The sequence below is a fragment of the Saccharothrix sp. NRRL B-16348 genome, from assembly GCF_001280085.1.
Classification (GTDB): Bacteria; Actinomycetota; Actinomycetes; order Mycobacteriales; family Pseudonocardiaceae; genus Actinosynnema.
Genome location: NZ_LGED01000227.1, coordinates 33,285 through 47,484, shown reverse-complemented (window position 1 = coordinate 47,484; position 14,200 = coordinate 33,285). Strand labels below are relative to the sequence as shown.

Annotated in this window: 15 protein-coding genes and 1 pseudogene; 12 read left to right on the top strand and 4 right to left on the bottom strand. The window is 69.7% G+C overall.

Annotated features, from left to right (window positions below):
* The first annotated feature begins 1,114 nt into the window (after positions 1-1,114).
* The 7 genes from ADK67_RS54060 (at position 1,115) to ADK67_RS51510 (ending at position 6,184) form a co-directional block, all read left to right on the top strand.
* The gene (locus tag ADK67_RS54060; protein WP_157621074.1) at positions 1,115-1,321 is read left to right on the top strand and encodes a hypothetical protein; all 207 of its coding nucleotides are present in this window, start codon (positions 1,115-1,117) and stop codon (positions 1,319-1,321) included.
* A 47-nt stretch (positions 1,322-1,368) separates the two neighbouring features.
* A complete protein-coding gene (locus tag ADK67_RS33815; protein ID WP_053720624.1) occupies positions 1,369-2,634 on the top strand; it encodes an AAA family ATPase in 1,266 nt (421 codons plus the stop codon).
* 48 nt (positions 2,635-2,682) lie between these two features.
* Positions 2,683-4,458, top strand: coding sequence for a vWA domain-containing protein (locus ADK67_RS33810; protein WP_053720623.1), 1,776 nt, complete (start codon positions 2,683-2,685; stop codon positions 4,456-4,458).
* A gap of 71 nt (positions 4,459-4,529) precedes the next feature.
* Positions 4,530-4,790 carry a hypothetical protein gene (locus ADK67_RS33805; protein WP_053720622.1) on the top strand — a complete coding sequence of 87 codons (261 nt, stop codon included), beginning with the start codon at positions 4,530-4,532 and terminating at the stop codon, positions 4,788-4,790.
* Complete coding sequence (locus ADK67_RS33800; RefSeq protein WP_231648470.1) at positions 4,787-5,107, top strand: hypothetical protein; 321 nt, start codon at positions 4,787-4,789, stop codon at positions 5,105-5,107. Before ADK67_RS33805 ends, ADK67_RS33800 begins: the two co-directional genes overlap by 4 nt.
* Positions 5,108-5,659: 552 nt before the next feature.
* The gene (locus ADK67_RS33795) at positions 5,660-5,914 is read left to right on the top strand and encodes a hypothetical protein (RefSeq protein WP_053720621.1); all 255 of its coding nucleotides are present in this window, start codon (positions 5,660-5,662) and stop codon (positions 5,912-5,914) included.
* A gap of 120 nt (positions 5,915-6,034) precedes the next feature.
* On the top strand, positions 6,035-6,184 hold the full coding sequence (locus tag ADK67_RS51510; RefSeq protein WP_157621072.1) for a hypothetical protein: 150 nt from the start codon (positions 6,035-6,037) through the stop codon (positions 6,182-6,184).
* A 275-nt stretch (positions 6,185-6,459) separates the two neighbouring features.
* Here the strand turns inward: ADK67_RS51510 and ADK67_RS54055 are convergent, their stop codons facing one another.
* Positions 6,460-6,609, bottom strand: coding sequence for a hypothetical protein (locus tag ADK67_RS54055; RefSeq protein ID WP_231648469.1), 150 nt, complete (start codon positions 6,607-6,609; stop codon positions 6,460-6,462).
* Between the two features lie 177 nt (positions 6,610-6,786).
* Here ADK67_RS54055 and ADK67_RS33790 point away from each other — a divergent pair, with 177 nt between their 5' ends.
* From ADK67_RS33790 to ADK67_RS51505, 3 genes are all read left to right on the top strand, one after another.
* Positions 6,787-9,084: an ATP-binding protein gene (locus ADK67_RS33790; RefSeq protein ID WP_231648468.1), complete on the top strand. Its 2,298-nt coding sequence runs from the start codon at positions 6,787-6,789 to the stop codon at positions 9,082-9,084.
* A 162-nt stretch (positions 9,085-9,246) separates the two neighbouring features.
* On the top strand, positions 9,247-9,654 hold the full coding sequence (locus ADK67_RS54845) for a recombinase family protein (RefSeq protein ID WP_269436095.1): 408 nt from the start codon (positions 9,247-9,249) through the stop codon (positions 9,652-9,654).
* 7 nt (positions 9,655-9,661) lie between these two features.
* Positions 9,662-9,799, top strand: coding sequence for a helix-turn-helix domain-containing protein (locus ADK67_RS51505; RefSeq protein ID WP_269436094.1), 138 nt, complete (start codon positions 9,662-9,664; stop codon positions 9,797-9,799).
* A gap of 58 nt (positions 9,800-9,857) precedes the next feature.
* Here ADK67_RS51505 and ADK67_RS33780 read toward each other — a convergent pair.
* The 3 genes and pseudogenes from ADK67_RS33780 to ADK67_RS51500 all read right to left on the bottom strand — a co-directional run bounded on the left by ADK67_RS33780 (position 9,858) and on the right by ADK67_RS51500 (position 12,847).
* Positions 9,858-11,008, bottom strand: a pseudogene (locus ADK67_RS33780) (IS3 family transposase).
* 331 nt (positions 11,009-11,339) lie between these two features.
* Positions 11,340-12,170, bottom strand: a complete 831-nt coding sequence (locus ADK67_RS33770) for a hypothetical protein (protein ID WP_053720618.1) — start codon at positions 12,168-12,170, stop codon at positions 11,340-11,342.
* A 428-nt stretch (positions 12,171-12,598) separates the two neighbouring features.
* Complete coding sequence (locus ADK67_RS51500; protein ID WP_157621067.1) at positions 12,599-12,847, bottom strand: hypothetical protein; 249 nt, start codon at positions 12,845-12,847, stop codon at positions 12,599-12,601.
* A 138-nt stretch (positions 12,848-12,985) separates the two neighbouring features.
* Here ADK67_RS51500 and ADK67_RS51495 point away from each other — a divergent pair, with 138 nt between their 5' ends.
* Positions 12,986-13,267: a hypothetical protein gene (locus ADK67_RS51495; protein WP_157621065.1), complete on the top strand. Its 282-nt coding sequence runs from the start codon at positions 12,986-12,988 to the stop codon at positions 13,265-13,267.
* An 83-nt stretch (positions 13,268-13,350) separates the two neighbouring features.
* Complete coding sequence (locus ADK67_RS33760; protein ID WP_063797816.1) at positions 13,351-13,836, top strand: hypothetical protein; 486 nt, start codon at positions 13,351-13,353, stop codon at positions 13,834-13,836.
* The last annotated feature ends 364 nt before the right edge of the window (positions 13,837-14,200 follow it).

The window sequence follows — 14,200 nt, the reverse complement described above, 5'->3', positions numbered from 1 at the left end:
GCTGCGCGATCGAGTGGTGGTATACCTCCGCAGCGGGAGCGTGTTCATCGCGGCCGCCGGCACGTCACCGTGTCGCCTCTGCGGGAAGGCGAACGGTTGTGCGGAGCTGACCGACGGCGTTCGGTTTGTCTGGCGGAAAGGGTTGCGGACTACGTCGAGGCGCACAACGTCAGGCGGCCTGGGCCTGCCGGAGTCACTGCCGCGATGGACGTCGCCCGCCGCCGGTGGACGTCGCCGGGTTCGAGCGCCGCATGCTCGATACGAACGACACGCGCGTTACGATGCTATTGTTCGGCATAATGTGCTACCGAATGACGTCGCTGGTTGAATGTAGCCGCTCACGAAAGGCTATTTCTCGTGCAAGTCGATCCAAGCGACCCTCTGCGCCGCTGCGGTCGTACGGTGCGGACTCCTGCTCGCCGGTTGCCCGGATCGGGAGGCGGAGTTCCGGCCGTTGCTCTGCGCGAAACGTCCAGCCTTGTTTCCCTCGACCATGGGCATCATTACGATGCGTGACAAAGAAAGAGATCGTCTGCACGTACAGCCAGTTCCGTCGGGGGTTCACACGGGGGTTCAGAATGGGGTTCACACGGGGGATCACGTTAGACGACCACCCCTTACAAGTCATGTAAGACCAGCTCGCGGGGGTGGAACGGGATCCGCTGGTGTCCCAGACTCGCTTGCCCGCAAGCCGGTGGACACATCGGGACGGATCGCTGGGTCATGGCCCCCCAGATCCCTGTGGTCACCGCTGTCCGCATCTCCTGCCCCGTGTTCGCATACCCGGGTTTCTGGCCTCCGGCTTTATTCCGTGATTATCCTTTCCTTGTCCTCGTGCTTTCCGTCTCGTCGGGCGTAATTGTTGCATAGTGCGCGATCGTCGGGCTCACGGCTGGGCGGCCGACCTGCACGAACGGCGCCTGCCGCCGTGCATCTCGACCGGTCTGAACGATCCTCGGCTCATCGGTTGCGACACGCGATCGAATAAAGCGGCGAAAGAGTCTTGAAAAACTGCGTGTTTCGCATAGCGCGCACCGTGCGGCAGAGTTATCTTTGAATTGTCACAAGGGATTGAAAACGCCGCGAATGCCACCCCCGGCGTGAGTAATGTCCGATGAACGGAGCCGATCATGCAGATCATCGAATTGCGGAACTCGGCGGCCAAGTCCGAATACGCCACGACCGGACGCGGGCCGCCTTCGTCGACGCCTACGGCGGAAATCCGCACGCCGAGCCGGTCATGCCGCCGCGCTTCGTCACCGCCTACCGCACTGCCGCCCACTCCGACGGCGTGACCGCCTGCGCCGACGACGTCAAGTGACGACACCGCCCGACCGACGACCTCGACCAACCGGAAGGACCACCACCGTGACCGCCACGACCACCTCACCCGCCATCACACCGGCCGCCGCCGTGTCCGCCTCCGGAGCGACCTCCCGGTTGCGCAACGGGGAGCTGCGCGCGATGGTCGCGCGGATCCTCACGGACCGGGCGGGCACCGCCCTGACCCCGCGTGCGATCGCCGCCGAGCTGAACGGACGGTCCTCGGGCGCGGTGGGCAACGCGCTCAAGACGCTCGCCGGGCGCGGCGAAGCCGAGGTGGCGTCGACCACGCCGCTGAGCTACCGGGCCACCACGACCACCGCTGCCGCCGCCGGGCCTGCCATCGCGCCGGCCGCGCCCCGACCATCCGGTACGTCCCACCGGAAGAAGACGCCCGCGTCCGCCTCGGCCGGTGCCCTCCCGCCTCGCACGACCGGACGAGCCGAGCCTCCGGCCACCGCGACGCCCGACCCCGCCCCGGCGTCGGGTTCGGTGGTGGTGACCGGTCCGGTGATGCGCCCCAACGGCACGGCCTACCACCCTCGCCTGTTGTCCGGAGTGCCGGACGTGACCGCGCTGCGGCGGTTGCGGGACGCCGGTGTCGCCGCCCTGTTGTACGGGCCTCCCGGCACCGGCAAGACGTCGGTGGTGGAGGCGGCATTCCCGGACTGCGTCACGGTGCAGGGCGACGGGGACACCGTGGTGGCCGACCTCGTGGGCGACTACACGAAGACTCCGGACGGCGAGTTTGTGTTCGTGCACGGCCCGCTGGTCCGCGCGATGCGCGAGGGCGTGCCGTTGTTCATCGACGACGCGACCCTGATCCCGCCGACCGTGCTCGCCGTGGTCTACCCCGCGATGGACGGCCGCCGCCAGATCGTCGTCAAGGCCAACGGGGGAGAGGTCGTCGACGCCGCCCCCGGCTTCTACGTGGTCGCCGGCCACAACCCCGGTGTGCACGGCGCGGTGCTCACCGACGCCCTTTCCAGCCGGTTCTCCGTACAGGTCCAGGTCTCCAGCGACTACGACCTCGCCGACCAGTTGGGCGTGGACGGCAAGGCGGTCAGGGTGGCGCGCAACCTCGCCAGCCGGCAGGCCAGGGGCGAGGTCGGCTGGACACCGCAACTGCGCGAGCTGCTCGCGTTCAAGAAGATCGCCGCCGTGCTCGGCACGGATGCCGCCGCCGCGAACCTGGTGGGCATCGCGCCGGAAGAGGACCGGGACACCGTCGCCACCGTCGTGCGCACCGTCTTCGGCCGCGCCGTCACCCCACTGGCCCTCGGTGCCCGCATCACCCCGACCAATCCCTGACACCCGGATCCCGTCCCGACCCGCGACCATCGCGAAAGGACAGTCACCATGAGCACCCACCTCACGACCGACCCCGATGCCACCGGTGCCGTCGTGTTTCCCGCCCTTCCCGAATGGCTGACCTTGTCCGTCGCCTTCGCCGACGAGGTCCCCGTGATCGCCGAGCGGGATGATCTCGTGGTCACCGTCGCACCCGGCGCGGGCGGCGGTGCCCCGGCGTGCTTCTACCCGGCCCGCGCCCTGATCGAAGTCGACGGCACCCACCTCGGCGTCGACCCCGCCACCGTCGATCCCGCGAACCTGTCCGACCGGTCCCGCTACGCCCCGACGTGGGGCGCGCTGACCCACGAGTGCGGACACGCCAAACACACCGCCTGGGAACCACTGCCCGACGCCCCGCCCGGCGTGGTCGCCGCCGCCATGCTGCTGGAAGAGCCCCGCATGGAAGGCCGCCACATCCTGCGCCGCCCCGACGACCGGCACTGGCTGCGCGCCTGCGTGCACAGCATCGTCGCCGCCGACCTGCACCTGTTCGCCGGCCCCGCCACCGCACCGAAGATGACCAAGGCCGACGCCGCCCGCAGCGCCGCGCTGCTGCTGGGACGGGCCGACGCCGGCGTGCTCACCGAGATCGAGGTCGGCCCGGTCACCCGAGTCGTGCAGGACGTACTCGGCGTCGACACGCTGATCAAGCTGCGGGCGGTGTGGACCACGGCCGTGCGCACTGCCGACGACGACGGCGACACCATGCTCACCCTCGGACGGCAGTGGTGCGAGATCCTCGGCACCGACCCCGACGCCCCGGACCCCGGCGCGGCACCCGACCCGTCCGCCACCTCCGACCCGTCCGGCGGCCGCCCCGGCACTCCCGGCGTGCCCGGTGCCCCGTCGCCGTTGGCGGGCGCGGTCGCCGCCGTGCTCAACGGCGTGGCGGCGAACGTGGCGCGTGAGCAGACACCCGAGGACCCCGCCGCCATTACCGCCGCCGAGAAGGCGCGCGAGGCCGCCGCCGACAAAGCCGCACAGAAGGCGGCACGGTCGGTGTTCGTCCTCGGCGGTCCCCGCACCGGAACCACCGCCACGGCGGGCACCCGTCGGCCCACACCCGCGGAGCGGACCGCCGCGCGGGCGTTGGCGAGGGCGTTGGACACCGCCGGAGTCCGGGAACGCGTCGCGGTGAAGTCCACCTCCGACGTGCCGCCGGGACGGTTGCGGATGCGCGGCGTGCTCGCCGCCGAAGCCCAACGCGCCGCCCGTGCGACCGTCACCGCCGAACCGTTCACCCGCATCACCCGCACCCCGGTCACCACCCCACCGCTGCGGGTGGCCGTGGCCTGCGACGTGTCCGGCTCGATGGACTGGGCACGCGCCCACGTGGCCTCGGCCGCGTGGATCCTCGCCGACGCCGCCCGCCACACCAGGGTCCCCACCCAGACCGCGAGCGTGATCTTCGGCCGCCACGTCCGCCCGCTGACCCGCCCCGGCAAGCACCCCGCCGAGGTCACCGAGTTCGCCTCCCGCGACAACTGGGAGGACATCCCCACCGCCATCGACGCCCTCGACGGTGCCCTCGGACTGGCCCGTCCTGGAGCGGCACGGCTGCTGGTCGTGGTCTCCGACGGCCGGTTCCGCGATCAGCCCCGTCGCGCCGGGCAGCGCAAACTCGACCGGTTGTGCGCCGCCGGTTGTGCGGTGCTGTGGCTCACCACCGACACCGACGACACCCCCCTCGACGGGGCGACCGTGCACCTGTTGACCGACCCCACCACCACCGCCCAGGCCATTGGACGCGCCGCCACCGCCGCCCTGCGCGCAGCCCGCTGACCGGGGCGGACAACCCACCCGGACCTTTCCCACCGCCACCACACCGACCACAACGCACGAAGCGAACCACGATGACCAACACCACCGGACTCGCGACCGTGGGCGACGCGATCGCCGCCCTGTCCGCCTACGATCCGACCACGCCCCTGCGGGTCGCCGTCCAGCCCGGCTACCCGATGCGACACCTCCTCGCACGGGTGGTGTGCACCCCCGACGACGCCGAAGCCGACGGCACCCCGCCCACCGACCCGCCCATGGTGTGGCTCGGCGTAGGCGAACAGGTCGGTCACCTGCCCGAGTCCGCCGCCGACGCCCTCGGATGGTCGCGATGACCACCATGACGCACGGACTCGCCGAACGCGCGGTACGCGCCGCGCACGCCCACCGCGCCTCCGACCCCGACGGATTCCACCGCCGCCACGACAACCCCGAGACGTGGAACCGGTGGGCACGCCGCGCCCGCGTCGCCCGCACCGTCGCCACCGCCCTGCACGTACCCGCCGACGCCGTGCTCGTCACCGACGACCCCCACCGCCCCTATCCCACCCGAAGCGGACCGGTTCCCGGCGACCTGATCACCGTCACCGACCCCACCACCGGGCGGGCGTGGCGGTTCATCCCCGACCACACCACCCCCGGACAGGCATGACTGCTGCTCGACCACTGCCCCGACTGCGCCGCCCGAATCCCCGCCTTCCGCATCGCCACACTCGCCGACCTCGGCGAGTACCTCCAACCCCATCACGACATCCGCCTCACCGACGAGGCCCGAGACGAGTCCAACCACCGACCCGACTGCACCATGGACCACGTCACCACACCGGTACACCGCCGATCCCCGTTCGACCGGATCGGCGACACCGACGAACAGTGCACCGTCTGCGGCGCGACCAACACCCAAGACAGGGACTCGTCCCGGGCTTCGCCGGCACCACCGAACGATAGGAACGCTGCACCGTCTGCGGCACCTCCGCCGGCGGCCGCGACACGTCCGCCGTGCGCTGACACCCCATCGCGCGGCACACGCGACACGCCCTGGTAACCCGCCAATCGCTACACCACCTGGCGGACATCCGTCCGACTCAAAGGAGCCCGGTGATGAGCACTTCCGTGATCGAACGCGACGAGTCCGCGGGAGCCTCCGCGTACCGCTACCACCACACCCGCGTCGTGGAGATCGCCGGGCGCACCGTCCGAGCCCGTGTCGAACGCGACTACTACCTCGACTACCAGCTACGGCTTCGACGCCGAACACCGCATCGACCCCGACGACATCGCCTGGGCCTACACGTGGGGCGGCGCGCTGCACGTCATCGAGCACCCCGACGGCAGCGTCACCTTCACCAAAGCCCACCGCGACGACTGCCCGTTCATCACCAGCGCAGGCACGCAGGACTGCGACGTGGACTGCCGCTTCCCCCACCCCGCCGACCGGAACCAATGGCTCGACGGGTGAGTGCAACCACCGACGACCGCGAGGTCATGATCAGCGACGAAGACAACCCGAACTCGAGCCCGCAGCCCGCACTGCCCCTCTGATGGATTCCCGGGGCGGTGCCCTTACTGCGATGCGGCGGTGGGCGAAGCCCACGAAATCAACGAGCGCGACGGCGGGTGCGATGTCGCGCGCTGCCTCGTGACCGATTACCAGCGGTTGATGTGCAATGTCGACCACGATTGCGGCGAGACGGCCGGCCGGTTGGTGACCAGGCCACACGTTCTCTGAACCAAGGCCCCTGGGGAAGGGTTGACATCGAGCGTTGCCTGCCGCCTGCGGGACGTGCTCCCAGCGGCTGCTGAGACGTCGAAACGCCTGTTGGTCGATCGACGCCGGTGTTCCGCATCGCGGTGACGGTCGCGCGGGCACCGTCCGAGTAGAGGCCGAGGGCTTTGCGCCCGGCGGGTCCGATGACGGACACGACTGCGTCGTGTCCGTCGATGACGTCTGCATGCTGTGGGAGTCGCGGACGTCGGCGCGGACGACTCGCAGTCCGAGCCCGACTACGAGTCCCGCGGCGGCGAAGGCCCGTGGTCGTCGCGCTGGGTGGCGACGACGACGGCGAGCCCGGCGACACCAAGGAGTTCCACGTCGAGGCCCGCCTGCAGCAGTGCACGGCCCAACCGGCCCGCGAGGGCGGGTTCTCGGTCCATTGTGGACTTGAACTGCGGTGCGAGTACGGGTGGCTTGGTATTGCAGGCCGTGGGTCCGCCTTTCTGCGGAGTGGGTTCAGGCGGGCGGGTGAACTCCACCGACACCCGCCGGTGGTCCGGTCGTGTGGTGCAACGCTGGGACCCCCAGTACCACCGGATCGGGGAGGTGTCCAGACGGTGACGCCCGAGCCTGAACAACCCGATGACTCCGCGCCCTCGGCCCGCCACCGTGGAGGCGAACTGCGGGTGCGCAACACGGTGTCCGGTGCCACGGGCGGAGCGGTGCAGGCCGGTGTGGTGCACGGTGACGTGCACCTGCACGCGGCACCGCCGCCGCCCGCGCCGGTGATGCCGCGCCAACTGCCCGCCGCGCCGGGGGTGTTCGCCGGCCGGGTGGCGGAGTTGGCAGAGCTGGACGGCGCCCCGTCCGCCGCCGCACCGGCCGGCCGGGACACGGCCGCGCCGGGAATCGTCTCCGGCGCCCCGGCGGTGGGCACGGCGGTGATGATCTCTGCGATCGGCGGGACGGGCGGAGTCGGCAAGACCTGGCTGGCACTGGCCTGGGCGCACCGCAACCTGCGCCGGTTTCCCGACGGGCAGTTGTTCGTCGACCTGCACGGGTTCAGCCCCACCGGCATGCCGGCCGAACCAGGCGACGCGGTGCGCGGCTTCCTCGGAGCCCTCGGCGTCGATCCCGGCGGGTTTCCACCGGATCTGGACGCGCAGGCCGCGCTGTACCGCAGCCTGGTCGCCGGGCGGCGGATGCTCATCGTGCTGGACAACGCCGCCACCGCCGAACAGGTCGTCCCGCTGCTGCCCGGCAGCCCGACCTGCACGGTGCTGGTCACCGGCCGCACCACACTGCCCTCACTGATCGACAGGTACGGTGCCCGCCACGTGCAGCTGGACGTCCTCACTCAGGTCGAGGCCCGCGCCCTGTTGGCCGCACGCCTCGGCGACCACCGGGTCGACGCCGAACCCGATGCGACCGACGAGCTGATCGAGCTGTGCGGACGCCACCCGCTGGCGTTGGCGATCACGGCCCGACACGCCGCCACACGCCCCACCCTCCCGCTCGCCGAGTTCGCCGCCGAACTACGCGACCTGGGCCTGGAGGCGCTCGACCACGACACCGACCCCGCCGCCAGCCTGCCCACGGTGCTGTCCTGGTCCCTGCGTCACCTCACCGACGACCAACGGCGGGTGTTCGCGCTGCTAGCGATCGCTCCCGGCCCGGACATCGGCCTGTCCGCCGCCACCTCCCTCACCGGCCTACCCGAAGCGCAGACGCGCCAAGCCCTGCGCGTCCTGGAGGATTCCTCCCTGCTCGACCGGCGCCCGCACGGCCGCTACTCGATGCACGACCTGGTCCGCGCCTACGCTGCCACCACCGCCCACGACAACCTCCCGGAACCGGTGCGAAGGGCGGCGCTGGAACGAGTGGTGGACTTCCATCTGCACACTGCCCACACCGCCGACCAACTCCTGAACCCCCATCGCCCGCCGATCCGGCTCGACCCGCCCACCTCCGGCGCGCGCCCGCACCCGCTGCCCGATCTTCCAGCCGCGCTGACGTGGATGGACACCCACCACCCCCATCTGCTGGCCGCCCAACGCACCGCCGCCACCCACCGCCGCCATCACGTCGTGTGGGACCTGGCCTGGACACTGCACACCTTCCACACGTGGCGGGGGCACCGCCAAGACGAGCTGGCCGTGTGGCAGGCCGCCGCCGATGCCACCGACCACCTACCCGACCTCACCACCCGTACCCTCGCCCACCGGCTCCTCGGTCGTGCCCACGCCGAGATGGGGCGGCACGAGCAGGCCACCGAACACCTGGGCCGGGCCCTCACCCTGGCCGAACAGCACCACGACCCCACCCAGCAAGCCCACACCCACCGCATGCTCACGCGGGTATGGGAGCGGCGGGGGGACGACCGACGGGCCTTGGAGCACGCCCACCACGCCCTGGACCTCTACCGCGCCCTCGACCGGCCGGTGTGGGAAGCCGCCGCGCTTAACAACGTGGGTTGGCATGCCGCCCGGCTCGGCGACTACGACACCGCCCGCCTGCACTGCCAGATTGCCCTCACCCTGCACAGACGCCACCACAACGCCGCTGCCGAAGCGGCCACCCTGGACAGCCTCGGCTACATCGACCACCACACCGGCCACCACCACCAGGCCATCCACCACTACCAACTGGCCGTCAGCCTGCTCCGCACCCTCGGCAACATCACCGAGACCGCCGACACCCTCGACAACCTCGGCCACCCCCACACCGCCCTTGGCCAACACCCCCAGGCCCGCATGGCCTGGCGGGAAGCGTTGGAGCTGTACCGGCAACAAGGCCGCGAAACCGACGCCGAACGCATCCAACGGCAACTCGACGGCCTCGATCCAGAGCAGACATCGGGCACGACGTCACAGAACACAGGTGGACACGAGACGAGCGGGCAAGGCGGCGAATGAACCTTGGCCCGATCAAGCTGGGCGACAGAGCCGTCCAAGACGATCGTCTTCAAGACCCATGAGCGTGCAGTGGATCACCCCAGGTAGCCGGAGTCTCCAGAAGGGCTGTCTCGCCAACAACGTCGTCCCATAAAGAGGTGTTGGGCGAGTTAGGAGACTCGTATCGCGCGGTACGGACACGCGCGGGCATCCACCGCGACAGAATCCGATCCCAGGTCGACGCGCTGCTCGCCGCCGACGTGCCCGAGGAGAACCTGTTCACCGAGAAGGTCTCCGGCAAACCTCGCCTCCCGCAAGAAGCTCGACGCGATGCTGGCCGAGCTCCAGACCGGGAACGAGGTGATGGTCACCCAGCTGCGCCGCATCGGCCACTCGCACCAGCACCTGCTCGAACTGGTGCGCGGCTTCGGTGAGACCGGTGTGGACTTCGTCGTACTGGAGGAAGGCATCGGCACCACTACCTCCGGTGGCCTACTGGTGCTCCATTTCCTCGCCGCGATGGCTGAGTACGACCGCGAACTGATCGTGGATGGCCGCTCGGCGCCCGAGGTAGGGTCGGCGGACGCCTGAGGCGCTCATCCAACGCCAGCTCGACCAGGCCCAGATGATGTACGACCCCGGCGAGCACACCGTGGACGAGATCGCCCAGGCCTTCAAGGTCGGCCGTGCCACCCTCTGCCGGAGGCTCAACGCCTACGCCTACACCTGGGCCTGACCCGTTCTGACGGACATCCTGATCCTCACCCCGTTTGGCGGAGTCGGGTTGCTGGAGTTCAGGCTACTGGAGCGATCCTGGCGTGTCGGAGTTCGTACTCGATCGGTGTGAGCATGCCGAGTGCGGTGTGGCGTCGGCGGCGGTTGTGGAACATCTCGAGGTACTCGAACAGGGCGTTGGCCAACTCGAGGCGGGTGCGCCATCGTCGGCGGTCGAGCAGCTCGGTCTGCACGCGTCCCCAGAACGATTCGATCATGGCGTTGTCGTAGCAGTCACCGATCGAACCCATCGAGGGTAGAAGGCCGGATTCCTTGGCACGCCTGGTGAAAGTCCACGATGTGAATTGGACTCCGTGGTCGGAGTGGATCACCGTGTCCGACAGCGGGGACCGGTTCGAGATCGCCATGCCGAGCGCGTTCGTCGCCAAGGCGGCGGTCTGGCTGGAGTCGATCGACCAGCCGACGACGCGACGGGAGTGCACGTCGAGCACGACCGCGCAGTACACCTTTCCCTCCCGGGTGGGATGTTCGGTGATGTCGGTGACCCACAGCTGGTTCGGCGCAGGTCTGGCGAAGACGCGGTCGACCAGGTCCACCGCGGTGGGCGTGTCGTGTTTCGGCCGTGGTCTGCGCCGGTTGGGCAGGCCCTTGATTCCGTTGCGGCGCATGAGAAGCGCGATGGTGTTGTGTCCGACCGTGATCCCGCGGCCGAGGGTGAGTTCGGCGTGCACTCGTGGGGCGCCGTAGACCTGGAACGACTCGACATGGATCTCGCGGATCAGGTCGACGAGCCAGGCCTGACGGATCGCCCGTGGTGAGGGCGCGCGGCCTCGCCAGTCGTAGAAGCCGGATTCGGACACTCCGAGCACGCGGCAGGCGAGTTGGATCGACCGCCCTTCGGAGGCGATCACCGTGACCGCCTCGTACCGTCTTTTGGGGTGCTGCCCTCCTTGAGCAGTTCGGCGGCGCGCCGGTGGACGGCGATCTCGGCCTCGAGTTCGGCGATCCGCCGACGAGCGGCGATCAGCTCGGCGTTGTCGGTGCTGGTGGTGCCGGGTAGTTGCCCGGAGTCGATGAGCTCCTGGCGGCGCCAGGCGTAGATGGTCTGGTCACTGACGTCGAGGTCCGCCGCGACTTGTGCGACGCGGCGGCCGGACGCGACCAGGTCGAGCACCTTGCGCCGGAACTCGGGTGGGTACCGCTTGGGCATCGTGGGTTGTCCTCCGGGCTACTGAGATGAGTGATCATCCAGTAACCCGACTCCGTGCAACCAGGGGAGGATCACCCTGTCCGTCAAAACGGGTCAGCCCCAACCTACGTCGGCGACTGCGTGTTGGTGGTGTACCGCAACACCCGTTATCCACCTGATCTACGAACATAAGACCCGATGGTCTGCCCTCCCGACGAGAGAGTCGGTGATTTCCGTTCGGTCGCCCGCGCGGTCGCCACGCCATGGCCCGGCCCATATCGCGGGTGCGAACGCGGTTGTGCCCCAACGACCTACCGTTGGGGCACGAACCACCTCGCCCATCGGAGTCCGGCTAGCTCGTGGCTGTGTGGGATGACGTCTGCTCCGCCGTGGCAAGCGTGAAGCGCCTGGGCGACTCCTTGGTCTTCACAGCGGTTCCGTCTCCTGTCAACTTGTCGAGTGCGTTGCTCACCGCGCCCGATGACTTCCCGCCTAGGGCCTTGGCGATCGCGGTGGGACCGAACTCCTCACCGGGGTGGTCGCGCAAGTAGTCCTCGACCATTCCGCGCAAGGACCCTGATGCCAACCGGGCCGCCTTCACGTACCCGCCGCGCTCGGCTTCCGTCCCTGGGTCGGTCGCCACCCTCTCATCGACGGGCTCGGTCATCTCGGTACCGGTCGTCGCCGGCGTGCGAGCTGCAGTGTCGGTCGGTGTGGGGTTCGTCGGCTCGGCCGGATCATCGTCGATGGGCGCGGCGTCGCAGGTGCCGGACGTGTTCTGTTCGATCGGTGCAGGGGGATCCGGCTGCGCGGCGTCCTCCACGTCGACGTCACCGGTCGGAATCTGGTGGTCCGCGTCGGTCGGGTCGGTGTCGGCTTCGGTGATCGCCCACAGGTCGGCGGCGCGCCGACCACCCTTGGCGATGCCGACGGTGCGTGTGAGGCTGCCGTCGCTCGCCCACTTGACGAGAAGCTTCTGCGCTGTCGACCTTCCGATCTCCGCTGCCTCGGCAAGGTCGGTGGCGGTGCTGTTCGGGGCTGCGTGCAACGCCGCCCACAGCTTGTCCTCCGCGTCCGTGCGGACCTTCACGACGGTCGTGTGATCGGGAACCGATCGCAGGATCGGAGTCGAGCCGGACCCAGGGGTGGTACGGGTTTCGCGCGTGCGAGTCTTGCTGGACACGACTACCTCGATTCGAGTGCGTGATCGATATGGCGGTCATGCCCCGGCCGGAGCGGGTACGGCCCCCGGTGCGCATCCGATGGGTTCAGGGCCGCACGACTATGAACGCTTCCTTCGCGCCCTGAAGTCAAGCCGGCCCCGCGGAGAACCATGACCGTCTCGTGTGGACACGCGTCCACCGACTTATCGCACCCACACCGGTCAATTCCACCGGAAATCCCGCACACCGGGTTGACACGATCGGCATACCCAGCGTCCATACACACGGGCACCACAGCCAGTGACCACAGAACCGAAGGGGCGCCGAACAAATGTCGACCAGTGAACCGCGCCGACGTACACAGATCCCAATCCGACCGCCCGTCGGGCAGAGGCCCGTCAACGCCCAGACAGCTCCGACACGGCCGGACCAACCCGACGGCGGGCCGTCACGTCACGACGAGTCGTCGGCGGACGCCGGAGATGCGCAGCCGGACGCTGCTGTCATCGATCCTCTCGGACGCCGCCGCACGCATGCGGATGCCGCCGGGAAACAGGGCGATATCAGCGACGGCAGTAAACCCCGACCAGTACCCGACCCGGCAGGAACGGCCACCCCGCCAGGACTCGCCGAACGAGCGGTTCGCGCCGCACGCGCCTACCGCGCCGTCGACCCCGACGGATTCGACCACCGCCACGACGACCCCCTCCGATGGGCACGGTGGGCCCGCCGCGCCCGTGTCGCCCGCACCATCGCCGCCGCACTCCAGATCCCCGCCGACTGGGTGATCGTCACCGACGACACCCACCGCGACCACCGCACACGGGACGGACAAGTGCCCGGCGACCTCGTCACCGTCACCGACGCCACCACCGAACAGACATGGCTGTTCATCCCCGACCCCACCGCCCACGGCAACGGCTGGCTCCTGATCACACCCTGCCCCGAATGCGGCATCGACGTACCCGCCACGCCCGTCGCCACACTCAGCGACCTCGGCGAACACCTCGACCCCGACGCCGGCATCCACCCTTGCGCCCAGTTCCGCCACGACCCGGCCCACCTACCGGGCTGCACCCTCGGCCCCCACACGACCCGACCCGACACCATCCGCTGACCACACCGGACACCAGTCGCCCTCTCCCGGGACAGGCCCACGACGCGCCACCGGAACCCGCCGAGCCATGGAAGGACCGTGCGATGCCCACCGACCGCCCCGTCGACGACCACGCCGTACTCGGCCAACGCGCCGCATTCGGCCCCGGCCACACCCTCGAAGCCACCGCCACCCGACTGGTCGACAGCATCGGCGAACTGCGCGCCGACGGCTGCCTGCCGCCGGCAATCCGCACCACCGTCACCGTCCTGCCCCACCAACGACGCCTCGACATCCGAGTCGAAGGACTGTCGCCCCACACCGACCCTGACCGCACACAAATCCGCACCGTCATGAACGTGCTGTTCGAACTCGCCAGCTTCCACAACATCGTCGTCCTCGACGACCACACCCCTCCGCTGTTCACCCAACGCATCCTGCTGATCGGAACCGACGGCCTGCCCTTCGCCGGACTGATCGGTGCAGCCGTCGGCGACGTCGAACCCCTGGCCGGCCTCATCTTCGACGATCCCCACGACACCGCTCGCGACCCGTCGTCAGACCGCCCACCCACCACCGGACACCAATGACGACGGCGGCCAGGAGTGTCATAGGCTCCGTCTTCAGTTCCGCGCCAGCGGACAAGCCGACGGGAAAGGCGGCTCCCGGCACACGCGAGCAATTTCTGCACCCGCTCGAAACAGCAGGGCTCCCGTAACCGCGCGACCTACCCGGCTGCCCGCAAGCGGACACCGCCGCCCACGTCCCCCGCAGCGTTGCGGCACGACACCCCACCCGGCGAGCCAGTGAAAGGCGTACTCCTGAAGCGCCGGAATCGGGTCGAACGGGTACCTGGTGGCAAGCCCGACGCGGATGCGGAAAGCTACGCGTGATCGGGTCTGACCGCCTGGAGCGGCCCGGCACGCCATGGCGTGCAAAGCTGCGGCACACGGG

Coding starts and splice junctions, on each gene's coding strand:
- ADK67_RS54060 (WP_157621074.1), top strand. CDS start 1,115: ATGAACGGAGCCGATCATGCAGATCATCGAATTGCGGAACTCGGCGGC.
- ADK67_RS33810 (WP_053720623.1), top strand. CDS start 2,683: ATGAGCACCCACCTCACGACCGACCCCGATGCCACCGGTGCCGTCGTG.
- ADK67_RS33805 (WP_053720622.1), top strand. CDS start 4,530: ATGACCAACACCACCGGACTCGCGACCGTGGGCGACGCGATCGCCGCC.
- ADK67_RS33800 (WP_231648470.1), top strand. CDS start 4,787: ATGACCACCATGACGCACGGACTCGCCGAACGCGCGGTACGCGCCGCG.
- ADK67_RS54055 (WP_231648469.1), bottom strand. CDS start 6,609: ATGGACCGAGAACCCGCCCTCGCGGGCCGGTTGGGCCGTGCACTGCTG.
- ADK67_RS33760 (WP_063797816.1), top strand. CDS start 13,351: ATGCCCACCGACCGCCCCGTCGACGACCACGCCGTACTCGGCCAACGC.